This window comes from Arthrobacter sp. A5 (genome assembly GCF_051131705.1).
Lineage (GTDB): Bacteria > Actinomycetota > Actinomycetes > Actinomycetales > Micrococcaceae > Arthrobacter_M.
This window is the reverse complement of sequence record NZ_CP180316.1, coordinates 1,568,755-1,591,126: the sequence shown is the minus strand read 5'-3', so window position 1 is coordinate 1,591,126 and position 22,372 is coordinate 1,568,755. Positions and strand designations below refer to the sequence as shown.

At 66.8% G+C, this 22,372-nt stretch carries 24 protein-coding genes, 1 tRNA gene and 1 riboswitch; of the genes, 4 read left to right on the top strand and 21 right to left on the bottom strand.

Annotated elements, in window-relative coordinates:
* Window position 1: 1 nt before the first annotated feature.
* The 6 genes from trpB to hisI form a co-directional block, all read right to left on the bottom strand.
* A complete protein-coding gene (gene trpB, locus ACLLJI_RS07260) occupies window positions 2-1,417 on the bottom strand; it encodes a tryptophan synthase subunit beta (RefSeq protein ID WP_434619651.1) in 1,416 nt (471 codons plus the stop codon).
* Between the two features lie 90 nt (window positions 1,418-1,507).
* Entirely contained in the window at window positions 1,508-2,353 is an 846-nt protein-coding gene (gene trpC, locus ACLLJI_RS07255; RefSeq protein ID WP_434619648.1) for an indole-3-glycerol phosphate synthase TrpC, read from the bottom strand.
* A 2-nt stretch (window positions 2,354-2,355) separates the two neighbouring features.
* On the bottom strand, window positions 2,356-2,640 hold the full coding sequence (locus tag ACLLJI_RS07250) for an HGxxPAAW family protein (protein WP_434619645.1): 285 nt from the start codon (window positions 2,638-2,640) through the stop codon (window positions 2,356-2,358).
* Window positions 2,641-2,740: 100 nt separating this feature from the next.
* Window positions 2,741-3,538, bottom strand: coding sequence for a Trp biosynthesis-associated membrane protein (locus ACLLJI_RS07245; protein WP_434619642.1), 798 nt, complete (start codon window positions 3,536-3,538; stop codon window positions 2,741-2,743).
* On the bottom strand, window positions 3,535-5,118 hold the full coding sequence (locus ACLLJI_RS07240) for an anthranilate synthase component I (RefSeq protein WP_434621340.1): 1,584 nt from the start codon (window positions 5,116-5,118) through the stop codon (window positions 3,535-3,537). Before ACLLJI_RS07240 ends, ACLLJI_RS07245 begins: the two co-directional genes overlap by 4 nt.
* 132 nt (window positions 5,119-5,250) lie before the next feature.
* Complete coding sequence (gene hisI, locus ACLLJI_RS07235) at window positions 5,251-5,658, bottom strand: phosphoribosyl-AMP cyclohydrolase (RefSeq protein ID WP_283560204.1); 408 nt, start codon at window positions 5,656-5,658, stop codon at window positions 5,251-5,253.
* Window positions 5,659-5,779: 121 nt separating this feature from the next.
* Between hisI and ACLLJI_RS07230 the strand changes: the two genes are divergently transcribed.
* Entirely contained in the window at window positions 5,780-6,424 is a 645-nt protein-coding gene (locus ACLLJI_RS07230) for a TIGR03085 family metal-binding protein (RefSeq protein WP_434621337.1), read from the top strand.
* A gap of 56 nt (window positions 6,425-6,480) precedes the next feature.
* Here ACLLJI_RS07230 and hisF read toward each other — a convergent pair whose 3' ends face one another.
* From hisF to ACLLJI_RS07160, 14 genes are all read right to left on the bottom strand, one after another.
* Complete coding sequence (gene hisF / locus ACLLJI_RS07225; RefSeq protein ID WP_434619639.1) at window positions 6,481-7,251, bottom strand: imidazole glycerol phosphate synthase subunit HisF; 771 nt, start codon at window positions 7,249-7,251, stop codon at window positions 6,481-6,483.
* A gap of 91 nt (window positions 7,252-7,342) precedes the next feature.
* Window positions 7,343-8,188 (bottom strand): ATP phosphoribosyltransferase, encoded by an 846-nt coding sequence (gene hisG, locus ACLLJI_RS07220; RefSeq protein ID WP_434619636.1) that lies wholly within the window; start codon window positions 8,186-8,188, stop codon window positions 7,343-7,345.
* A 145-nt stretch (window positions 8,189-8,333) separates the two neighbouring features.
* Complete coding sequence (locus ACLLJI_RS07215; RefSeq protein ID WP_283560207.1) at window positions 8,334-8,597, bottom strand: phosphoribosyl-ATP diphosphatase; 264 nt, start codon at window positions 8,595-8,597, stop codon at window positions 8,334-8,336.
* 110 nt (window positions 8,598-8,707) lie between these two features.
* The gene (ribH, locus tag ACLLJI_RS07210; RefSeq protein WP_434619632.1) at window positions 8,708-9,190 is read right to left on the bottom strand and encodes a 6,7-dimethyl-8-ribityllumazine synthase; all 483 of its coding nucleotides are present in this window, start codon (window positions 9,188-9,190) and stop codon (window positions 8,708-8,710) included.
* Window positions 9,187-10,113, bottom strand: a complete 927-nt coding sequence (locus ACLLJI_RS07205) for a GTP cyclohydrolase II (RefSeq protein WP_434619630.1) — start codon at window positions 10,111-10,113, stop codon at window positions 9,187-9,189. Before ACLLJI_RS07205 ends, ribH begins: the two co-directional genes overlap by 4 nt.
* The gene (gene ribB, locus ACLLJI_RS07200) at window positions 10,110-10,772 is read right to left on the bottom strand and encodes a 3,4-dihydroxy-2-butanone-4-phosphate synthase (RefSeq protein WP_434619627.1); all 663 of its coding nucleotides are present in this window, start codon (window positions 10,770-10,772) and stop codon (window positions 10,110-10,112) included. The genes ACLLJI_RS07205 and ribB overlap by 4 nt, the downstream gene beginning before the upstream one ends.
* Window positions 10,769-11,404 (bottom strand): riboflavin synthase, encoded by a 636-nt coding sequence (locus ACLLJI_RS07195; protein WP_434619624.1) that lies wholly within the window; start codon window positions 11,402-11,404, stop codon window positions 10,769-10,771. The genes ribB and ACLLJI_RS07195 overlap by 4 nt, the downstream gene beginning before the upstream one ends.
* Window position 11,405: 1 nt before the next feature.
* Entirely contained in the window at window positions 11,406-12,689 is a 1,284-nt protein-coding gene (ribD, locus tag ACLLJI_RS07190; protein ID WP_434619621.1) for a bifunctional diaminohydroxyphosphoribosylaminopyrimidine deaminase/5-amino-6-(5-phosphoribosylamino)uracil reductase RibD, read from the bottom strand.
* Complete coding sequence (gene pnuC / locus ACLLJI_RS07185; RefSeq protein WP_434619618.1) at window positions 12,686-13,384, bottom strand: nicotinamide riboside transporter PnuC; 699 nt, start codon at window positions 13,382-13,384, stop codon at window positions 12,686-12,688. The genes ribD and pnuC overlap by 4 nt, the downstream gene beginning before the upstream one ends.
* Before the next feature lie 101 nt (window positions 13,385-13,485).
* A riboswitch (FMN riboswitch) is annotated at window positions 13,486-13,630 on the bottom strand.
* A 148-nt stretch (window positions 13,631-13,778) separates the two neighbouring features.
* A complete protein-coding gene (gene rpe / locus ACLLJI_RS07180) occupies window positions 13,779-14,474 on the bottom strand; it encodes a ribulose-phosphate 3-epimerase (protein ID WP_434619615.1) in 696 nt (231 codons plus the stop codon).
* Between the two features lie 19 nt (window positions 14,475-14,493).
* On the bottom strand, window positions 14,494-16,122 hold the full coding sequence (locus ACLLJI_RS07175; protein WP_434619612.1) for an RsmB/NOP family class I SAM-dependent RNA methyltransferase: 1,629 nt from the start codon (window positions 16,120-16,122) through the stop codon (window positions 14,494-14,496).
* Entirely contained in the window at window positions 16,119-17,039 is a 921-nt protein-coding gene (gene fmt / locus ACLLJI_RS07170) for a methionyl-tRNA formyltransferase (RefSeq protein WP_434619609.1), read from the bottom strand. The genes ACLLJI_RS07175 and fmt overlap by 4 nt, the downstream gene beginning before the upstream one ends.
* Entirely contained in the window at window positions 17,036-17,716 is a 681-nt protein-coding gene (gene def, locus ACLLJI_RS07165) for a peptide deformylase (protein ID WP_434619606.1), read from the bottom strand. The genes fmt and def overlap by 4 nt, the downstream gene beginning before the upstream one ends.
* A 66-nt stretch (window positions 17,717-17,782) precedes the next feature.
* On the bottom strand, window positions 17,783-18,697 hold the full coding sequence (locus ACLLJI_RS07160; RefSeq protein ID WP_434619603.1) for a cytochrome: 915 nt from the start codon (window positions 18,695-18,697) through the stop codon (window positions 17,783-17,785).
* A gap of 239 nt (window positions 18,698-18,936) precedes the next feature.
* On the opposite strand from ACLLJI_RS07160, the gene ACLLJI_RS07155 reads away from it, so the two are divergent.
* From ACLLJI_RS07155 to ACLLJI_RS07145, 3 genes are read left to right on the top strand one after another with little or no spacing between them, the layout of a single operon-like run.
* Window positions 18,937-19,575, top strand: a complete 639-nt coding sequence (locus ACLLJI_RS07155; RefSeq protein WP_434619600.1) for an acetate uptake transporter — start codon at window positions 18,937-18,939, stop codon at window positions 19,573-19,575.
* Window positions 19,576-19,580: 5 nt separating this feature from the next.
* Window positions 19,581-21,608 carry an acetate--CoA ligase gene (gene acs / locus ACLLJI_RS07150; protein ID WP_434619597.1) on the top strand — a complete coding sequence of 676 codons (2,028 nt, stop codon included), beginning with the start codon at window positions 19,581-19,583 and terminating at the stop codon, window positions 21,606-21,608.
* A 55-nt stretch (window positions 21,609-21,663) separates the two neighbouring features.
* The gene (locus tag ACLLJI_RS07145) at window positions 21,664-22,230 is read left to right on the top strand and encodes a phosphatase PAP2 family protein (RefSeq protein WP_434619594.1); all 567 of its coding nucleotides are present in this window, start codon (window positions 21,664-21,666) and stop codon (window positions 22,228-22,230) included.
* 64 nt (window positions 22,231-22,294) lie between these two features.
* Here ACLLJI_RS07145 and ACLLJI_RS07140 read toward each other — a convergent pair.
* Window positions 22,295-22,369, bottom strand: a tRNA-Val gene (locus tag ACLLJI_RS07140).
* Window positions 22,370-22,372 lie beyond the last annotated feature (3 nt).

The window sequence follows — 22,372 nt, the reverse complement described above, 5'->3', positions numbered from 1 at the left end:
CTCATTCTCCAGTCCATCCGTGGGCTTCGTCCTCGCCGGCGTCATTACGGGGCGATCCGGCGTCGGGCCCGGCATCGGTTGCCCGGTTGACCGCTTCCACCGCGGCCTCCGCCGCGGTGGAGGCATCCAGCAGGTCGAACCAGGCCGCAGCTGTTTCCACGTCCTTGTCCCCGCGCCCGGACAGGTTGACCACGATGATGGTCTCCTCCGGATTATTTGTGCCGGCCGTCAGCCGCTGGCCGACCTTCATGGCCCCAGCCAGGGCATGGGCGGATTCGATCGCGGGAATGATCCCCTCGGTGCGGCACAGCAGCCGGAAGGCCTCCATCGCCTCGGCGTCGGTGATCGGTTCGTAGCTGACCCGGCCGATGTCGGCGAGATAGGCATGTTCGGGACCCACGCCCGGATAGTCCAGGCCGGCGGAGATGGAGTGCGATTCGATGGTCTGACCGTCGTCGTCCTGCATCAGGTACGAGCGCGCGCCGTGCAGCACGCCGGGCCGGCCGAGGGTAATGGTGGCGGCGTGGCGTCCCGATTCAACGCCCTCGCCGCCGGCCTCAAAGCCGTAGATCTTCACGTTAGGGTCGTCGAGGAAGCCGTGGAATATGCCGATCGCGTTGGAGCCGCCGCCGATGCAGGCGCAGACGGCGTCGGGCAACCGGCCGGTCTGCTCCAGGATCTGCCCGCGGGCCTCCTCGCCGATCACCTCGTGGAAGAACCGGACCATGGCGGGGAACGGGTGCGCACCGGCTGCCGTGCCGAGCAGGTAGTGCGTGGTGTCGACGTTGGCAACCCAGTCCCGGAGCGCATCGTTGATGGCGTCCTTCAAAGTCTGGGAACCGTTGGTCACCGGGACGACGGTGGCTCCGAGCAATCGCATCCTCGCCACGTTCAGCGCCTGCCGGCGGCAGTCCTCCGCCCCCATGTAGACGACGCATTCGAGCCCCAACAGGGCCGCCGCCGTCGCACTGGCCACGCCGTGCTGGCCGGCGCCGGTTTCCGCGATCACCCGCGTCTTGCCCATCCGCTGGGCCAACAGCGCCTGCCCGATCACATTGTTGATCTTGTGCGAGCCGGTGTGGTTCAGGTCTTCACGCTTGAGGAAGACCCGGGCCCCGCCGGCATGGGCGGCGAAGCGCTTCGCCTCGGTCAGCAGCGAGGGCCGGCCGGAATAGTTCTTGTTCAGGTCCGCGATCCGGGCCAGAAAATCGGGGTCGATCTTGGCCTTCTCGAAGGTGTCTTCCAGCTCATCGAGGGCGGCGATCAGGGATTCGGGCATCCAGCGGCCGCCGTAGCTGCCGAAGTAAGGCCCGGGCGCATGGCGCAGGCTCTCGTGTCCGGGACCCGTTCCCTTGGCTCCGCTGAGAAACGCATCGGCTGGCCCGTCCTGGGCCGAAGCTGCCGGCGTAGTGGCCATCGTTCCCACCATCCTGTTCTAAAAGTAAGTGCGTGTGAATGTCATCGGTCCGGAGGTGCGAGGAGGCCGGGCGTGGGGGGTACCGGCCGGCTAGCGGACGGCCTCGTCGGCGCTGGCCAGGCCCGCGGCGCTGACGGCCGCGGCACCGGCCGAGGCGAACGCGCCGATCCGTTCCCGCGGGGCGGCATCGCTGACCAGCGCCTCGCCGACCAGCACGGCGTTGGCCCCATGCGACGCATAGTGGCGGACGTCGTCGGTATTACGGACACCCGATTCCGCCACGATGATGGCGCCGGCCGGAATGAGCCCGGCCAGCGCGCCGAACACGGAGCGGTCCACGTCCAGCGTTTTGAGGTTGCGGACATTCACGCCGATGATCCGCGCCCCGGCGGCCACGGCGCGCCGGACTTCCTCGCTGGTATGGGTTTCCACCAGCACGTTCATGCCCAGCTCATGGCCCAGCGCCAGGAATTCGCTCAGTTCACCGTCTGTCAGGGCAGCGACGATCAGCAGGATCAGATCCGCCCCGTGCGCCCGCGCTTCCCAGATCTGGTACGGGTCGCAGGTGAAATCCTTGCGCAGCAGTGGGATGTTGACGGCGGCACGCACCGCATCGAGATCCGCCAGCGAGCCACCGAACCGGCGCTGTTCGGTGAGCACGCTGATCACCGCGGCCCCACCGTCGGCATAGCTGCGCGCCAAGGACGCCGGATCCGCAATCTCGGCCAGCGCCCCCTTGGACGGGCTGCGGCGCTTGACCTCGGCGATGATTTTCAGGGCGGCGCGCGGGGAATCGTCTCCGCCCAGTGCGGCCCACGCGTCCAGCGCCGGCGGCCGGGACGCAATCAGCTCCTGCAGCCGTCCCAGACCGACCATCTGCCGGCGCGCCTGGAGATCCTCCCGGACTCCGGCGATGATGTCGTCGAGAACGCTCACGCCTAGTGGCCGTCGTTCTTGAGCTTGCTGCCTCCGACACCATAGCCGGCAGCACGCATGCCGTATCCGACGCCCAGTCCGAGCACCATGATCACAACGCCGACAATGAACAGCACGGTGGCTTCCTTGCCCAGGACGAAGCCAACACAGCTGATGGCGGCGCCCACCAGCATGACGGCAACCGTGGTCCACGCTGCGGGGCTGTTGCCGTGGCCGACTTCAATGGAATGATCCACGTCCTGCGTCGCTGCGGCGGCCTCGCCCGTGCTGGCGCTGTTGTTGCTCATGCTAAATCTCCCTCACGCTGAATCTCCCCGAAATGGATACTGCCTACATTCTGCCATTAGTTCCCCCGCCCGGTTCCCAGGCCGCGGCCGCCGCGTCACCTCAGGATGTGGGGTCGTCGCCGCGGCTGAGCTGATCCCAGCTGTCGATGTCATCCAGCGGCTCGGCATGCTCCGGGCCGGCAGCCGTCCTGCCGTCCGTTTCCAGGCTGCCCCCTGCCGTCCCGTGAGACGTTTCCAGGCCACGTGCCGTTCCGCCGGCGGCATTCGCTGCGGCTGCGCCGGTTCCGGTTCCCGCTGCTGCCCGGCCGGCGGCGGCGTCGTATTTGGTCCGCTGGTTCCAGGACCGGCCCAGCCAGGCGATCAGCACGGCGGCAAAACCGAGAACGACGGCGGCCGCGACGGCTATCAGCGGGAACACCGTCGTCGTGACGTCGGAATTTTGGCCGGTAACGCCGGTGGCCGTGCCGACCGGGCCGGCCGCCGCTGCCTGCGGGTTGAGCACGACGGCGAGCGCGGAGACCACGATGCCGGCGGCACCAAGGAAGATGATGATGGCGGCCACCACCCGGGAAATCCGCCCGGCGATGGATGCCGCCAGTGCACCTGCCAAGGCCACAAGCGCCAAGGCGGTCACCGCCGTCGCCGCCTTACTGCCGGGAACGTTCAGGTCTGCCTGCTGCACCACGCCTTCGCCAAGTTTCACCTGCACCCAGGTCTGCGTCGTGCTGCCAAAGACCACCAGCGCGCCGACCACTGCGAGCATAATCAGGGTGGACTTGCGTCTGAACCGCCCGCTGCCTTGGTTTCCGGGCCGCTTGCGGTTGGGCGGCCTACGGTTGGGCCGCATGCCGCTTTCGGGCCCGAAGTGGACGGGGTTATTCCCAGCTGTTTCACTCATGAGCGGAGTCCGTGCGGGGTGTTGAACGCGGCGTGGCTGAAGTCCGCGGCGATGGTCTGCAGCGAGGAGGCGGCGTGCACTGCGCGCAGCGGCGCCGCGGCCTTGTTCACCGATTCCTGCGCCTCGGTGGCATTGTCCGAATCCGCCACGATTCCGCCACCGGATTGGACATACGCCCGTCCGTCACGCAGCAGGGCGGAACGGATGGCGATCGCCATGTCCATGTCGCCGGCGAAGTCCAGGTACCCCACCACTCCGCCGTAAATGCCGCGGCGGTGCGGCTCCAGTTCATCGAGCAACCGCAGCGCCCGCGGCTTGGGCGCCCCGGAGAGCGTTCCGGCCGGGAAGGTCGCGGCCAGCACGTCGTAGGCCGTCCGTTCCGGGTCGAGACGGCCGACGACGGTGGAGACCAGGTGCATGATGTGGCTGAATTTCTCCACCTCCATGAACTGCGTGACGTCCACGGTGCCGGGCACGCAGACCTTGGAAATGTCGTTCCGGGCCAGATCCACCAGCATCAGATGCTCGGCACGCTCCTTGGCATCCGCCAGAAGTTCTTCGGCCATAACCTTGTCCGCCTCGACCGTCCTGCCACGCGGCCGTGAACCGGCGATCGGGTGCGTAATGACCTCGTCCCCGGTCACCGTGACCAGTGATTCCGGCGACGAGCCGACGATGGAGAAGGCCCGGCCCTTGGCATCCTCGAAGCTGAAGAGGTACATATACGGGCTCGGATTGGTGTTGCGCAGCACCCGGTACACATCCAGCGCGGAGGCGCCGCATGCCATCTCGAAGCGGCGCGAGATGACCACCTGGAAGACCTCGCCCTCCACGATGGCCTCCTTGCCGCGGTCAATGGCGGCCAGGTAGTCCGTCTCGGCCCAGCTCTGCTGGACCCCGTCCGCGAACGGGACCGCATCCTGCGTGTTCATCACCGAGACGGGCTGCAGCACCGGGGTGCTGATCCGCTGGAGCAACACGTTCACCCGGGCCACGGCGTCGTGCCAGGCCTCGTCCACCCGGTCGGTGGTGCCGTCGTAGTTGATCGCATTCGCAATCAGCATCACCGTGCCCTCGGCGTTGTCGTGCACCGCCATGTCCGCGACCAGATTCAAGGCCAGCTCGGGCAGATGAAGGTCATCGTCCGGCGGCGAGACCAGTTTCTCCCAGTGCCGGACGGATTCCCAGCCCACAAACCCCACCAGCCCGGAGGTGAACGGCGGCAGCCCCTCAAACCGCTCGGTGCGCAATTCCTCGATGGTCGCCCGCACGGCTTCCACCGGGTTGCCAGCCAGCGGGACGCCCACGGGAGCGTCCCCCAGCCAGCAGGCGGCGCCGTCGTCCGTCGTCAAGGTTGCGCGCGAGCGGACGCCGATAAACGAATAGCGCGACCAGACACCGCCCGCGGCTGCCGACTCCATCAGGAAGGTGCCGGGCTCCCCGTCCGCCAGCTTGCGGTACAGCCCGATGGGCGTCTCGGCGTCGGCCAGGACCTTCAGCCGCACCGGGATCACCCGCCGCGTCTGCGCCAGCAGGCGGAATTCGTCAAGGGTCGGGCTGATCACGCCTAGATCCTGCATGGAGTTCATTGACTTTCCGTGAGTAGGGTTGACGTTGAAAAAAGACCTGACGCCGGCTCAGAGGCGCTGGCCGGAGCTGCCGCACACCGGAAGCGTTTGACGGCTGGCGCACACCGGTGCGCGTCCGCCGGGTCAGCCGGTGACGGCGCCCAGGTCCCGGCCGTCGAAGCAGCTCCGGGTTCCGGTGTGGCAGGCCGCACCGACCTGGTCCACAGCGATCAGCAGTGCGTCGCCGTCGCAGTCGAGCGCGACCGACTTGACCTGCTGCAGGTGGCCGGACGTATCGCCCTTGCGCCAGTACTCCTGCCGGGACCGGGAGTAAAACGTCACCCGACCGGACGTCAGGGTCCGGTGCAGGGCCTCGTCGTCCATCCAGCCCAACATCAGGACCTCACGGGTGTCGAACTGCTGGATGACAGCGGCCACCAGGCCGGCCGGATCACGCTTAAGCCGGGATGCGATAGGGGCGGGGAGGGCGGATTCCCGGGCTGACCCGGTAATAGTGGTGGAAGAGGACGGGGGGTTCGGCTGCTCAGACATCACCCCAATTCTAGTGCCGCTGGCGTAAGCTGGCGTCACGAGGCAGGTGCCGTCGATTCGATGACGAAATCCGGCGGTTCAAAGTCCATCTGGGAGGGATTGCGTGCTAATTTCACAAGTGATGCATTTTGTAGATCCTTCCCGCGAAGTCCTGGCCGAAACCCTGCTCGCAGCCGGGCCCGACGCCGCCACACTGTGCGCCGGCTGGCGCACCCAAGACCTGGCCGCGCACCTGTACCTGCGCGAACGCAACGCCAGGGTGGGGTTGGGACTGCTGATTAAGGCCTTCAGCAAGGCCTCAGACAAGGCGACGGCTGCCCTTGCCGGGAAATCCGGCACGCCGGAGGCGTACGCCAAACTGGTGGCTGATTTCCGCGCCGGACCTCCTCCGCTCTCTCCGCTCAGGATCAAGGCCCTGGATGAAAGCTCCAACCTGATCGAGTACTTCGTCCACACCGAGGACGTCCGGCGGGCCACAGACCGCTGGGCCCCGCGCGCTCTGGATGACGAATATTCGGATGCGCTTTGGGACGAGCTGATCAAGCGCGCGGCCATCCTATACCGCGGTGTGGACCTGGGCATTGTGCTGGTACGGCCGTCCGGACCGCGGCACGTGGCCAAGCGGGCTCCGGTGTCGGTTGCGATCCTGGGCGAGCCCGGTGAGCTGCTGATGCACGCCCACGGCCGGACCGGGCATGCCTTGGTCACCTTCGAAGGACAGCCCGACGCCGTCGCCCTGCTGCAGACGGCCGAAGTCGGTCTCTAACCCACACGTCCCGCCCCGCCTCTCCCAACTGGGTAGGCAACAGCGGGCCGGCGGGGCTAGCGGACCTCGTACCCCGCGGCGCGGATGGCGGTTTTTACCTGGGCGATGGCGTCGTCGGGACCGAAATGGAAAATCGAGGCCGCCAGCACGGCGTCCGCTCCTGCGGCGACAGCCGGCGGGAAATGCTCCGGTTTGCCGGCACCGCCCGAAGCGATGATCGGGACCCGTACCGCGGCCCGGACCAGCCGGATCAGCTCCAGGTCAAAGCCTTCCTTGGTGCCGTCGGCATCAATGGAATTGAGCAGAATTTCCCCGACTCCGCGGTCGGCCGCCTCCCGCGCCCAAGCCACCGCATCGATGCCGGTTCCCTGCCGGCCGCCATGGGTGGTCACTTCAAAGCCCGACGGCGTCGACGCTCCGCGGGTGCGCCGGGCGTCGACCGAGAGCACCAGCACCTGCGAACCAAACTGCCGGGTGATCTCATCGATGACGTCAGGCCGGGCAACCGCCGCGGTATTGATGGATGCTTTGTCCGCACCGAAGCGCAGCAGCTTGTCCACCTCGGCGACGCCGCGGACACCCCCGCCCACGGTCAGCGGGATAAAGACTTCCTCCGCAGTCCGGGCGACGACGTCATAGGTCGTCTCGCGGTTGCCCGAGGAAGCGGTCACATCGAGGAACGTCAGTTCGTCGGCCCCGGCCCGGTCGTAACGGTGCGCCAGCTCCACCGGATCGCCGGCATCGCGCAGGCCCTCAAATTTGACGCCCTTGACGACGCGTCCGGCATCGACGTCCAGACAGGGGATAACGCGGATTGCAACACTCATGACTGATCCCTAACGCTCATGAAACTGGCCCTTAACGCCCACAAGTAACGCCCACAAGTAACGCCCACCAATAGCTCCCACGAGAGGCACCTCAGATTCGGCAAGCGTGGATGCTGCTGACCAGAATTGCTCTGGCACCGAGTTCGTACAGCTCGTCCATGATCCGGTTGGTGTCCTTCTTGGGCACCATCGAACGCACCGCAACCCATTCGGAATCACGCAGTGGGGAAATCGTCGGGGATTCCAGTCCCGGCGTCAGCGCGGCTGACGTTTCCACCAGATCCTTGCGGATGTCATAGTCCATCAGCACGTAGCGGCGGGCCACCAGCACGCCCTGCAGCCTGCGGATGAGGACATCGAGCCCGGGCGGGGCCTGGACGCCGGCGCGTCCGATCAGCAGGGCCTCGGACTTCATGATGGGATCGCCGAACACTTCCATCCCCGCAGCCTTGAGCGTGCTTCCGGTTTCCACGACGTCGGCAATGGCATCGGCCACGCCCAGCCGTACGGATGATTCGACCGCACCATCGAGCCGGACCACCGTGGCGGCGATGCCCTCCCCGGAAAGGTAGCGGCGCAGCAATGCATCGTAGCTGGTGGCCAACCGCTTGCCCTGCAGCTGGGCCAGCTGGGAAAACTGTCCCGCCGGTCCCGCGAAGCGAAAGGTGGAAACCGCGAAACCAAGCGGCAGCAGCTCCTCCGCATCCACCTCCGCGTCCAGCAGCAGATCGCGCCCGGTAATTCCGACGTCGAGTGTTCCGGCGCCTACGTAGACGGCAATGTCCCGGGGACGCAGGAAGAAGAATTCGACGTCGTTTTCCGGGTCAACCATGACCAGCTCCCGCGGGTCACGGCGCTGCAGGTAGCCGGCCTCGGCCAGCATGGCGGAGGCGGCTTCGGACAGGGAGCCCTTATTGGGGACGGCAACTCTAAGCATGGCAAGAGATCTTTCGCATCTGGTTCACGTGATCTGCGCACGTGTGGTGGTCAGGGAGGTCTGGCGGTCCGGCCACGGCGCCTGCTGTCTCAGCATGGGCTGCTCCGGTCGTTCGGAGGCGGCAACCCGTGAGCGCGGCGGGTGGCTAGAGATGCTTGTAGACGTCGTCCAGAGTCAGACCCTTGGCGATCATCAGCACCTGCAGGTGGTACAGCAGCTGGGAAATTTCCTGGGCAGTATTACTGTCCGATTCGTATTCGGCGGCCATCCAGACCTCGGCAGCTTCTTCCACAACCTTCTTGCCGATGCCGTGCACACCCGATTCGAGTTCGGTGACGGTGCGGGAGCCGGCCGGCCGCTGGAGCGCCTTGTCGCTGAGCTCAACAAAGAGCGTTTCGAAAGTCTTCACACCCTCTAGACTACTTGTCTTGCCGGGCTGCCCCTGATTCGGCGCCGGAGTATGAACAAAGTCACCGCTCCGCATTCCTTGCCGGCTCCGCTACCGGGCCGCCGCGCTCATCAGCGTCCGGCAAACAGCAGCGCCGTGGTTAACGCCGCCGTCGTCGCCTCATGTCCTTTATCCTCGCTGGAGCCGGGCAGACCAGCGCGCGCCAGGGCCTGCTCCTCGTTGTCACAGGTGAGCACGCCAAAGCCGATCGGGACGCCCGTGCGGACACTGACGTCTGTCAGGCCAAGGGTCGCGGCCTGACAGACGTAGTCAAAGTGCGGTGTGCCGCCGCGGATCACGACACCAAGGGCGACGACGGCGTCATGCTCCGCTGCCAGCCGGGCGGCGGCGACGGGCAGTTCAAAGCTCCCGGGGACACGCAGCACGGTGGGTGCGTCGATGCCCGCCTCCGCCGCGGCCCGGAGCGCGCCCGCCAGCAGCCCGTCCATGACTTCCGTATGCCAGCTGGCCGCCACAATGGCAAGCCGCAATGTAGAGGCCCTCTCTTTGTCCTGCGTGCTGAACCCGATCGTGGGTGCTCCGTGGCCGCTCATTGTCGTTTACCTTTCGTTGCCGGCGTGGTCGTTGGGGTCTTCGCCGATGTTGGTCCCGCCGTGCTGGCTGCCGTGATGGTGGGTGTGTTTGCTGCCGTGCCGGTGCTGGCTGCACCCGCGTGGTCCGGCAGAATGAGGATGTGGTTCATGCGGTCCCGCTTCGTTTCCAGATAGCGGACATTCTGCTCCCGGGACGGAACCTCGGTGGGCACCATTTCCGTGACCTCGATGCCGAGGGCGGCCAGCTGGCTCTGTTTGAGCGGGTTGTTGCTCATCAGCCGGATGCGATGCAGCCCCAGTTCCGCCAGAATCGCCGCCGCGGCCGCATAGTCCCGCGAATCGACCGGCAATCCTAGCTGTTCATTCGCCTCGACGGTGTCGGCGCCGGCTTCCTGCAGTGCGTAGGCACGAAGCTTGTTGGCCAGACCGATCCCGCGGCCCTCGTGGCCGCGCAGGTAGATCAACGTCCCGCCGCCGGCATGGATCATCTGCAGCGCGTAGGCCAGCTGCTCCCCGCAGTCACAGCGGTAGGAGCCAAAAACATCCCCGGTCAGGCATTCCGAGTGGAGCCGGACCAGCGGTGCCGCTCCGGCCCTGACAGCGGATTGCGGTGTCCCGTCCGGCTGCGGTGTCCAGGCCGCCTGTGGTGTCGCGGCCGGCGCGGCAGCGCTGACGGTGAGATGTTCGGCGCCCGTGGTGCCATCGATCCACGCCTGTGCCAGGAATTCGCCGAAGACAGTCGGCAGCTGAACCAACGGCCCCGCACTCACCGGGCGCGCCCCCGTCCCGGGCTCCGGCACGGCCCCCGTCCCGGACTCCGGCACGGCTCCCGTCCCGGACTCCGGTCCGGCTCCCGTCCCGGACTCCGGTCCGGCTCCCGTCCCGGACTCCGGTCCGATTCCGGTCCCGGCACCGGGCATCATGACGCCCCCGGGGATGCGGGGGCATCGGCCGCCGGTGGGCCCAGATAGGTCACCAGATCCTCGATGGAAATGAGCAGCAGACCGTGTTCATCCGCGAACGTGCGCAGACCGCCCAACCGCAGCATTTCGCCGTCGTCGTTCACGACCTCCGCAATGATCCCCACGGGCTCGCAGCCGGCCAGACGGCACAGCTCGACGGCGGCTTCCGTATGCCCGGGACGCTGCCGGACACCGCCGGCCACCGCCCGCAGCGGAAACATGTGCCCGGGCCGGGTCAACTGGACCGGGACCGCGGCCGGGTCGGACAGCACGCGAGCCGTGCGCGAACGGTCGGTGGCACTGATGCCCGTCGTGATCCCCGCCGCGGCGTCGCAGGAAACCGTATAGGCGGTACCTTTGGCGTCCTGATTGACCGCCACCATCGGCGGGAGCGCCAGCGCGTCCGCACGGTCGTGGCCCAGCGGCACGCAGATCACGCCGGAGCTGTGCCGGATGGTCCAGCCCATCAGCGCAGGGGTGCTGTGCTGGGCGGCGAAAATGATGTCACCCTCGTTCTCGCGGTCCTCGTCATCCACCACCAGCACGGGCCTGCCCGCGGCGATGGCAGCGACGGCATCCTGCACCGTGTCCAGGGCAGTGGCCTGGCCCTGCCCGGTCATTTGCCCTGCTCCGCGGTGACCGGGGCAAAAGCGAGCAGCCGCGCGGTGTATTTCGCCAGCACATCGACCTCCAGATTGACGGCGGACCCCGGCCGTTTGGCGCCCAGCCCCGTTTCGGTCAGTGTGGTGGGGATCAGCCCAACCTCGAACCATGGGCTGGCCTGCGCAGCGTCGCTGACCGCCGTCACGGTGAGGGAAACGCCGTCGACGGCGATGGAACCCTTTTCCGCGATGTACCGAGCCAGCGGCTCGGGAACAGCAAAGCGCAGGCGCTCCCAGTTGCCGAGGTTTTCGCGTTCGAGCAGTTCGCCGACGCCGTCCACATGTCCTTGGACAACGTGGCCGTCAAGCCGGCCGCCCGCCGGCACACAGCGTTCCAGATTGACTCCGTCCCCGGGCGCCAGCAGTCCGGTGGTGGTCCGCTCCAGCGTCTCGCCCATTACATCGACACTGATCTCCCCGCTGCCGATGGCCGTTGCGGTCAGACAGACCCCGTTGACCGCGATCGAACCGCCCAGCCCGAGGCCCTCGAGGGATGAATCCGCGCTCAGGACCAGGGTGGCGCTGGCACCGTCAGGCGCCTGGACCAGCGACTCGACGCGACCCTGCTCAGCGATGATTCCGGTGAACATTTCAGTTTCCTCCTGTGGTTCCGGCGGCAAATGGTGCCGCGGGTGTTAGTCGAAGTTTCAGATCCGGTCCCAGCACGGTGACGGGACCTCCGCCTGCCGGGTCCCAGGCCCACTGCTGGGCGTCCGCCAGGGTGCCGATGCCCAGATCCCCGAGCGCAGGGACGCCGGAGCCCAGCAGGTTGGGTGCCAGGTAGATAATGAGCTCATCCACCAGCCCGGCAGCGAGAAAGGCGCCGCTGATCCGCGACCCGCCTTCCACCATGAGGTGCCGGACATTGCCGGCGAACAAGGTGCCGGCAGCGGCCAGCGGATCACGGGTGCGCAGCTGCAGGTAACCGGCATTAGATGCGACGTCGGCGTCGGAGCCGACACCAACGCCGGCGGGGCCGGCACCGACGCCGGCGGGGGCGGCACAGGTGCCGGCGGGGGCGGGGGCGGCACAGGCGGGGGCGGGGGCGGGGGCGGCACAGGCGGGGGCATCCGAGCCATGCACCCCATTCGTCCCGCGGACAGCGGCATCCGCCGGGATGTCCCGCAGCCCCATCACGACCCGCAGCGGCTGCCGCATAGACTCCGATCCGTCCGGTTCGCGGGCCGTCAGCCGCGGGTTATCCACCAGGATCGTTTCGGTGCCGACCAGAATCGCATCGATCAGGCGGCGGATCCCATGGTTGTCGGCTCGCGCGGCGGTCGAGGTGATCCACTGGCTGGTCCCATCGGCGGCCGCGATCCGGCCATCCAGCGTCTGAGCCAGATGGAGGGTGATAAACGGCCTGCTGTCCCGGACGGAGGCGAACCAGCGGCGGTTAAGCGCGAAGGCTTCATCCGCCCGCAGCCCGCCGTGGACGTCAACTCCCGCCTCGCGCAGCCGGCGCGCTCCCCCCGCCGCGGGCTGGTGCGGATCGTCGACGGCGTAGCTCACCCGGCCTATTCCCGCATCGATAATGGCCTGTGCGCAGGGCCCGGTCCGACCAACGTGGTTACACGGTTCCAGCGTCACGACCATGGTGGCAGCTGCCAGTTTGCCGGTCAGCTCCGCTGGAACCCGCGCCAGCGCATCCACCTCCGCATGGGCTGTCCCGGCGCCGCGGTGGTGCCCCACGGAGAGGATCTTGCCCGCGGCGTCGAGCACTACCGCGCCCACCAGCGGGTTGGCACCCCGAACACCCAGGGCAGCGGCGGCCAGTGCGGTGTCCATCGCCAGCGATTCCGACTGCGTCCAGCCGTTGCCCGCACCCCTGTCGACCGCGCCGCCGCTGACCTTGGAATCGGGGGAATCGCTCATCGGGACACCTTCGGGTCAGGAAAAGCCGTTTCCACCGTGACGCGTTCGGCGTTCCGGTTGCGGACCCGCCACCAGATGAAGAACCCGGTGAGGGTAAATGCTCCATAGAAGATGTACATGAAGGCGGAGGCGTAGTAGCCGGCACCAAACAGAAGTGGTACGCCAACAACGTCGACCGCGACCCAGACCAGCCAGAACTCGACCCAGCCCTTGGCCATTCCGAAGGTCGCCAGCAGGGAACCCATGAAGATCCAGGCGTCCGCCCAAACGGGAGGGTAGGAACCCAACGCGCTGAAGATCGGCGTCAGCACCGCCGTGCCGCCGATCATGGCAATGACCAATGCCAGCCGGACTCTGCTGGATGCCCATTTGGGTTCGACGGCGGCTCCGTTGGGGTCGCGCTGGCTTTGCTTCCAGCGGTACCAGCCAAAAATGGAGACGGCGATGAACATCAGCTGCCGGCCGGCCTGGCCCAGCAGGTTGGCGTAGACGGGCGAGCCGAAGACGGAACCCATGAAGACGGTGAAAAGCAGCGCATTACCGACGATGCCGACGGGCCAGGCCCAGACCTTGCGGCGCATTCCACCCAGCGCGCTGGCAAGACCGAAGAGATTGCCCAACACCTCGCGCCACAGCAGGAAGCCGCCGCGCGGAAAATCCAGTTTCGCTTCAAAGAGCCACCGGAGGATGTCCATCGTTACTGCCTTTCCGAAACCACGATGGCTCCGGGGGTAACGACAGAAGACCTAAGCGCGAGCTGCACCGGTGGTGGTGCAGCTATGGCAGGCCAAAACTGTTCGTGCTTCTCCCATCCAGACTTTAACTGTCGGTACCGGAATTCCACCGGTTCAACCGTTTACTTCCTGCTGCTGCCAGCCGAAAGCGTGCGGGTCGCGGACTATAACCGCCGGTTCGGACTTACACCGACCCCGGAGCACGTAAATACTTACTACATCTTCATTATGACACTGACAACGCCATGCTCGGGACAACTGGTCCGCCCAGGCCGATTGCTGCCCCGGATGACGCTTCCCGGCTGCGCGGTCACGTGCTGCACCGTTCCCTGATCGCGGGCACCCAACCCGGTGTTCAGCCCGGTGTTCGGTCCAGGGCCAGCTGGCCTTTGGCCCTGAGCGTCTCGATCGCTTTGGCGGGATCGGGGGTGCCGTAGACGGCGGATCCTGCCACGAACATGGTGGCCCCCGCCTCGGCGGCCCGGGTGATTGTTTCCTCGGTGATGCCGCCGTCCACCTGGATGGCCACTTTGACTCCCGAACCCTCAATTGCCTGCCGCGCCCGGCGGATTTTCGGCAACGTCAAATCCAGGAACGACTGCCCGCCAAATCCTGGCTCCACGGTCATGATGAGCAGCACGTCCAGCTCCTCCAGCATGTCCAGATACGGCTCCACGGGCGTCGCCGGACGCAGTGCCATTCCCGCCTTGGCGCCCCGCGCGCGCAATTCACGCGCCAGTTTGATCGGGGCGTCGGAGGCCTCCACGTGGAAGGTCACCGACGCCAGCCCGGCATCGGCATAGGCCGGCGCCCAGCGGTCCACCTCCGCGATCATCAGGTGCGCGTCCAGCGGCACCGGGCTGATCTCCTGGATGCGCTGCACCACGGGCAGCCCGAGGGTCAGGTTGGGCACAAAGTGGTTGTCCATGACATCCACGTGCACGGCGTCGGCGTTGCCGATCCTGTCCAGCTCGGCCTGAAGATTGACAAAGTCCGCGGAAAGAATGCTTGGACTGATGCAGCAGCGCGCAACGGAACGGTTAGCGGTCATGAGGTGCCTTTCGTGCGAATCAAGCTTTTTTGCGGATCAGCGCCAGGAACATGGCATCGGTCGAATGGATATGCGGCCACAGCTGAGCAGTGTTCTCGTGCCCGGAGTCCAGGTTCCCGGTCAGGCTGACGGCGTTCAGCACGGCGCCGGCGTCGAGCAGTTGCAGGTCGTCACGCTTGCGCAGGGCGTCCAGAACGACGGCGTTGGTCTCGGCCGGGTGCGGGGAACAGGTCGCATAGGCGACGACGCCGCCGGGGCGGACTGCCTTGATCGCCGCAGCCAGCAGTTCGCGCTGCAGCGGTCCCAGCTCGCCGACGTCGGAAGGTTTTCGGCGCCAGCGCGATTCAGGCCTGCGCCGCAGCGCACCGAGCCCTGTGCACGGGGCGTCCACCAGAATCCGGTCGAAGCCTTCCGGCCGCTGCTCCCCCAGGTCGCGGCCGTCACCGATCCTTACGCTCCAGAATTCCCGCGGCACCGCGGCCAGCGCCTGCTTGACCAGCTTGGCCCGGTGCGGGGCCGGCTCGTTTGCCAGCAGCGTTGCGCCACGTTGCCGGGCCAGCGCGGCAAGCAGGGCGGCCTTGCCGCCCGGCCCGGCGCACAGATCAAGCCAGCGTTCGCCGTCGGGCGCGGCTTCCTCTGCCGTCAAGGTGACCGAAGCAGCATCCGGGGCGCCCTTCTGCGGCGCCGGGAGCAGCTCGGCGGCGGCCAGCGCGCGGGCCACCAGCTGGGAACCGACATCCTGCACGCGGTTGGAGCCGTCCCGGACGCTGGAGAGCCGGCCCGGATCGCCGCCGGAAGACAATGCCGAATCGGGTGCCAGCCCACCGGGGATAAAGCCCTCTTCCATGGCCTCGGAAAGGTCCCCCAGCCCGGGCAGCGCCACCAGGTTCACCACGGGCGCGGCATTGTCGGCCGCCAGCAGCGCGGTGATTTCACTGACATCCCGACCGTGCGCCACCAGTGACTGGCGCAGCGCCCGGACAATCCATTCCGGGTGCGAATAGGTCAGCGCGGCGATCGCGGACGACTCGGTCTCCCCCTCGGTCAGTGCCGCAATCCACTCGTCCAGGTCCTTCGCGGACACCCGGCGGAGCACCGCGTTGATTAGCGTGGACGGTCCGGCGCCGATGACGGCCCGGGCCAGCCCCACGGTCTGGTCCAGCGCGGCGTGCGCCGGGACCCGCATGGCGAGGAGCTGGTGCACCCCCAACCGCAGGGCGTCGAGCACGGCCGGATCCAGCTGCTCCAGCGGCCGGTCAACGCAGCGCGCCAGGATCGCGTCGTACGTGCCCTGCCCGCGCAGGGCGCCGTAACTGAGTTCGGTGGCAAAACCCGCGTCGCGCTTGTCCAGCCGGTGGTGCCGGATCCGGGACGGGAGGACCAGGTTGGCGTAGGCGTCCTCGCCGGACACAGCACGGAGGACTTCGAAGGCCACCAGGCGGGCGGGATCAGCCTTGCGCGTTCGTCCCGACGGGGTCGAGGCGGTGAAAGACGGTGTGGAGCTGCGGTTGCGTTCCCGCCCCTGCGCGTTCCGCCGGCTGCCGGCGCCCTGGCTCCCGGTCCGGCCTGCGCCCTGGCTCCCGCGGCCATCGTTCTCCCGGCTTCCATGCCCGCCGCCGCGCGGACGCCCCGCATTGTCGTTCGTCACTCAAACACCACGTCTTCCTTATTCGTCAGGCCTCGCGCCCAGTCGATTGCCTGCATGGTTTTTTTGCCCGCCGGCTGCACGCGGACCAGCTTCACTGCGTGCGACCCCGTCCCGACCTGGATCGATGTTGGCCCGAAGGCAACCCGGCCCGGCGCCAGATCATGCGTTCCGACGCACAGCTCCACCGGACCGATTTTGAACCGCGCGCCCTCCAGTGTGGTCCAGCCGCCGGGCTCGTCGGTCACGGCGCGGATGCGCCGTCCGATGGCCAGTGCCGGCTGCGCCCAGTCGATTCGACCGTCGTCGATGGTCAGTTTCGGTGCCAATGTGACGTCCCCGAGCTGCTGTTGTGCCCCGGCGTGCCCGGAATTCAGGGCACTGAGCGTTTGGACGAGCAGCACAGCGCCGCTGCGCGAAAGCCGTACCAGCAGCTCGGAACTGGTGTCTGCGGGCTTAATGGTTTCCGTCAGGGTACCGAAGACCGGCCCGGTGTCCAGACCCGCCTCCAGCTGGAAAGTGGATGCACCGCTTACGTCGTCGCCATGCAGGATGGCGTGCTGTACCGGCGCGGCCCCGCGCCAGGCGGGCAGCAGCGAGAAATGCAGGTTGACCCAGCCCAGCGCCGGGATCCGCAGCGCAGCGGCCGGAATCAAGGCACCATAGGCCACAATCGCGGCCACGTCCGGAGCCAGCCTGGCGATCGCGGCGGAGGCTGCCTCGTCGATCCGCGCGGCCCGGATCACCGGAAGGCCCAGTTCCTCGGCCCGTCGTGCAACAGGCGACGGCGTGAGCACGCGTTTGCGTCCGATCGGGGCATCCGGTCGAGTCAGGACCCCAACGACGTCGAACCCGGCAGTCAGCAGGGCCTCCAGCGAAGGGATGGCGACGGCGGGGGTACCGGCAAATAGGACCCTCATTCGCCGGCGCTAAAAACGGAGGTGGAGGAGGCGGAGGTGGAGGTGGAGGTGGAGGAGGCGGAGGTGGAGGTGGAGGTGGAGGTGCCTGCATCCACGGAACGACCGGGGATGCCAGCACCGAAACCCGAGCCGCCAAAACTTGACCCCACGCTGCGGGCACGTTTCGCCGTCGTCTTTTCCGCCACCTGCTCATAGCTCGCGTCGCGGATGGCGCGCAGGGCCATTTTACGGTCCTCGCCGTCCAGCCGGTCGACAAACAGAGTCCCGTTTAAGTGGTCGGATTCATGCTGGAAACAGCGCGCCAGCAGACCCTCGCCCTCGATCTCGATGGCATCGCCGTGGAGGTTCACACCGATTACCGTGGTCCGCAGCGCCCGAGGTGCAGGGAATCCCAGGCCCGGAACGGACAGACATCCCTCCAGCCCCGCCGGCTGAAGCTCCATGCTGCTCTCCAGGACCGGGTTGATCACATGGCCGTGTTCCGCACCGATCCGGTAGGTGAAAACGCGTTTGCTCACACCCACTTGGGGAGCCGCCAGCCCGGCACCGCCGACGTCGTCCATGGTGTCCATCATGTCCTGCACCAGCTTCGCCAGCTCCGGGCCGAACTCAGTGACCGGATCCGCCACGGTCCGCAGCACCGGGTCGCCAATGATGCGGATACTCAGGATGGCCATGCGGAAGGAGCCTCACTTCGGTGCCGGAATGACGGATGATTGGATTGCGTTGCTGCACTCCCCAGTCTAGTTGGCCGGCACACTCCGGCCTGCCCCGTCTGGAGCGGTTGTAGCGGGGGCCGCGGCCGGGGCGACGAAAGCTGGCTGGGGCGGAGAAATCGGCAGCAGCGCCGCACCGGCGGCCCGCGCGTCCGCTGCCGTTTTCCACACGGTTCGCAGCGCTGCGAACTTGTACCAATGATATTTGAGCACCTCCGGGTTGGCCCGCAGCGCACGGACCTCCGTCTCCCCGATGGCCACCCCCAGCAGGATGGGATCCTCACCGTAGAGCCATGGCTCCCAGCTCCCGGCACCGGCGTCGACCAGGCCTTCTTCGGCCTTCATCCCTGCCACCAGTTGCATAACCACCTTCTCGTCCAGCGGCTTCACCCCGCCGTTACGGTCCGTTCCCTTGGTTTTGTAATCGATCAGACACAACCTCCCGCCGATCCGCGCCACCAGGTCCAGCGTCCCTGCGTAGCCGACGGAATGGTTCCAGACCGTCACTTCGGGCGCGACAGGTTCTACCTTGTACAGGTCCCACCATTCATCAAAGCGTGCGGCGAACTTCTCCTCACCATTCTCCGCAAGCGCGGCCCTCGCCTCCGGCATCCGATGCACCCGGCCCAGCGCCCGCAGCGACACCTGTTCGCAGTATGAGTGAACACGGTCTCCCCGAGCTGCGGCCGCATCCCGAAATCTCTCCGCCGCCTTGGAAGCATCGTTGACCATCCCGCGCAGTTGGGAGGGGTTGGTCAACGCTCCCGGGAGGGCCGGATGCTGGGCCAGTGAATTCGCAGCCATGTACCCGAACCAACCGTCCAGCGTCCCCGACTGCTGGGAAATCACCGTAGTGATGGACGGCATGATGGGCGGTTCCGCTAGGGACCGGGCGTACATCCGGCCGAATTCGGTGGCGTGGGCTAAGGCTGGCTGAGTCATGCTTCCACTATTGCATCCGCCACCGACACGAACCCGGACGGCAGAGTCACCGGTAGGTGCACCGGCACCGGTAGCCGGCAGCCGACCGACAGAGACCCGCCAAAACGATCCCGGCCCTTGGTGTGATGTTAACCACAGAGTATTCGGCAGTACCCTTGCCTTTTCGGGCGTAGCCTGTGGGGCAGTAGCCAGCGATGGCGCTGGTGTGGAACGAGGAGTCATGTCATGAGAAACAAGCCATGAGCACCGAGCCCAGCCCCATCCCCTCCCACGCTGCTCCTGCGCAGGTAGTGCCTGCAGGGGCGCCCGCTGCGACCCTCCCCTTCGCCGATCCGGCCGCGCTGGGCCTAGGAGCCTTCGCACTGACCACTTTTGTGCTCAGCGTGATCAACGCCGGCATAATTCCTAAACTCGACGAGCCCGTGGTGCTGGGCCTGGCCCTGTTTTATGGCGGGGCAGCCCAGTTCGCGGCCGGTATTTGGGAATTCGCGAACCGGAATACCTTCGGAGCAACCGCGTTTTGCTCGTACGGGGCCTTCTGGCTCTCCTTCTGGTTCCTGGTCCAGTTCCGGGCCGCCGCGCTGCCGCCTGCGGATGCAGGCAAAGGCATTGGCCTGTATCTATTGGCCTGGGCCATTTTCACCGCCTATATGTCCGTCGCCGCTTCCCGGGTCAGCACAGCGGTCTTCGCCGTCTTCATTTTCCTGACTCTGACCTTCATCGCCCTGGCCATTGGCGCCTTCACCGGCTCCGACTCGCTGACCGTTGTGGGCGGATGGCTCGGCATCGTCACGGCCCTCCTCGCCTGGTACGCCTCACTGGCCGTGGTGACAAACTCCACGTTTAAGCGGTCAGTAATACCGGTAGGGACCCGGTGATTCCGATGCCCGACGCCTCAGGAAACGCCCAAGTCAACCCGAATCGGGGCGGCGACGCAACGCCGGGAAACACCTCTTCCAGGACCGAGACTCTCGCGAACCTGCTGCACGAGCAGCGGCGGTTCCCGCCGTCGTCGGACTTCACTGCGCAGGCCAACGTCACAGCCGAGGCGTACGCGCAAGCGGACGCCGATTATCAGGCGTTCTGGGAACGCCAGGCCGGCCGCCTGGCCTGGGCGGAGGAATGGACGAACGTACTGGACTGGTCCAACCCGCCGTTTGCCAAATGGTTTGTCGGCGGCAAGCTCAACGCCGCGTACAACTGCCTGGACCGGCATGTCGAGGCCGGCCGCGGGGACAAGGTCGCCTACTACTTCGAGGGCGAAGGCGGGGACACCCGGACCATTACCTATGCGCAGCTGACGGACATGGTCTGCCAGGCCGCGAACACCCTGACCGACCTCGGCGTCACAGCCGGTGACCGGGTGGCCATCTACATGCCGATGATCCCGGAGACGGTCGTGGCGATGCTGGCCTGTGCCCGGATCGGCGCGCCGCACACCGTCGTCTTCGGCGGATTTTCAGCGGACGCCCTGCGCACCCGCATCCACGACTGCGACGCACGCGTTGTGATTACCGCCGACGGCGGCTACCGGCGCGGGCAGCCAGCGGGCCTGAAGTCCGCCGTCGACGAAGCGCTGCTTGACTGCCCCGACGTGCGCAGCGTGCTGGTGGTCCGGCGCACCGGCCAGGACGTCGCATGGCAGGACGGGCGCGACATCTGGTGGCACGACTCGGTGGAGCAGGCCAGCACGCACCACGACGCCGAGCCCTTCGACGCCGAACATCCGCTCTACGTCATGTACACCTCCGGCACCACGGGAAAGCCCAAGGGCATCCTGCACACCACCGGCGGCTACCTGACCGGCGCCGCGTACACTCACTGGGCGGTCTTCGATCTCAAGGCGGAGACGGACGTTTTCTGGACGGCTGCGGATATTGGCTGGGTCACCGGGCACAGCTACATCGTCTACGGACCGCTGGCCAACGGCGCAACCTCGGTCCTGTACGAGGGCACACCGGACACCCCGCATCAGGGCCGCTGGTGGGAAATCATCGACAAATACAAGGTCTCGCTGCTGTACTGCGCCCCGACCGCCATCCGGACCTTCATGAAATGGGGAGCACAGATCCCGGACAGGTACAGCTTGGCCAGCCTGCGGCTGATCGGTTCCGTGGGCGAACCGATCAATCCGGCCGCCTACATCTGGTACCGCGACACGATCGGGCATGGCCGCACGCCCGTGGTGGACACGTGGTGGCAGACGGAGACCGGCTGCATTGTGGTCAGCCCGCTGCCCGGAATCACCGCCGGCAAGCCCGGGGCGGCCATGAAGGCGCTGCCGGGCTTCCAGGTCGACGTGGTGGATGACGAGGGGCAGCCGGTACCAAACGGCTCCGGCGGGTACCTGGTGCTCACCCGGCCGTGGCCTGCCATGCTGCGCACCATCTGGGGCGACGACGATCGGTACGTGAAGACCTACTGGTCCCGTTTCCCCGGGCTGTACTTTGCCGGCGATGGTGCCAAGAAGGACGACGACGGCGACATCTGGGTATTGGGGCGGGTGGACGATGTGATGAACGTCTCCGGCCACCGGCTCTCCACCACCGAAATCGAATCCGCCCTGGTCTCCCATCCGATGGTGGCCGAAGCCGCCGTCGTTGGTGCCACCGACGACATGACCGGGCAGGCCGTCGTCGCCTTTGTCATCCTGCGCAGCGAAGCCGGCGACGGCGGCACGGACATCGTGCAGCAGCTCCGTGCGCACGTGGCCAAGGAAATCGGGAAAATGGCCCGGCCGCGGCAGATCATGGTGGTGGCCGAGCTGCCGAAAACCCGCTCGGGCAAGATCATGCGGCGGCTGCTGAAGGACGTGGCGGAGAACCGCGAGATCGGGGACGTGACCACGTTGGCGGATTCCACCGTCATGGAACTGATCCGCTCCAGCATGCCGCGAACGGAGTCCGAGTAGCCGCCGGTCTGCGCCTGTTGTCCTCAGTGGCGGCGGGATTCCCTAAGCTTGACGGATGCAACGACTAGCCAGGGTCCTTACCGAAGTCTTTTCTCCCACAGTTGTGGTGTCCGTGTTTTTGCTGACCACCGGCGCGGTGTCCGATGGTTGGCGCGGCTTCGGGTTTGCCATGCTGGCAGCGCTCTTCACCGCTGTCGGACCCTTTGCCGGCATTCTCCTCGCGACCCGCCTGGGCAAGGTCTCCGATCATCACATCGGGAACCGGCGGCAACGGCTGCCAGTACTTTTGGCTGCCATGGTCTCGGGTGTCCTGGGACTGGTCATCCTGCTCCTGCTCGGCGCCCCGCGCGTCTGCATTGTCGGCCTGCTGAGCGTTATCTTCGGAATGGTCCTTGTCGGCGCGGTGAACACCTTCTGGAAATTGTCCGTCCACGTCTCCGTCGTCACGTTCGCGGCCGTCGCTTCGGTGCTCACCTTGGGCGCGGGTTTCCTGCCCGCACGGCTGATTCCGGCGGCGGTCGGCTGGTCCCGGGTGAAACTCGGCGACCACACCACGGCCCGAGTCCTCGCGGGCATTCCGGCGGGGTGCATAGTCGCCGTGGCATATGCCGGGTTCCTTTAGTGCCCTTCCGGACAGGGAAAAGCCCCTCTGACCGGCGTTTGTGCTGGTCAGAGGGGCTTTGCTTTGGTGGGCGATACTGGGTTCGAACCAGTGACCTCTTCGGTGTGAACGAAGCGCGCTACCACTGCGCCAATCGCCCGCA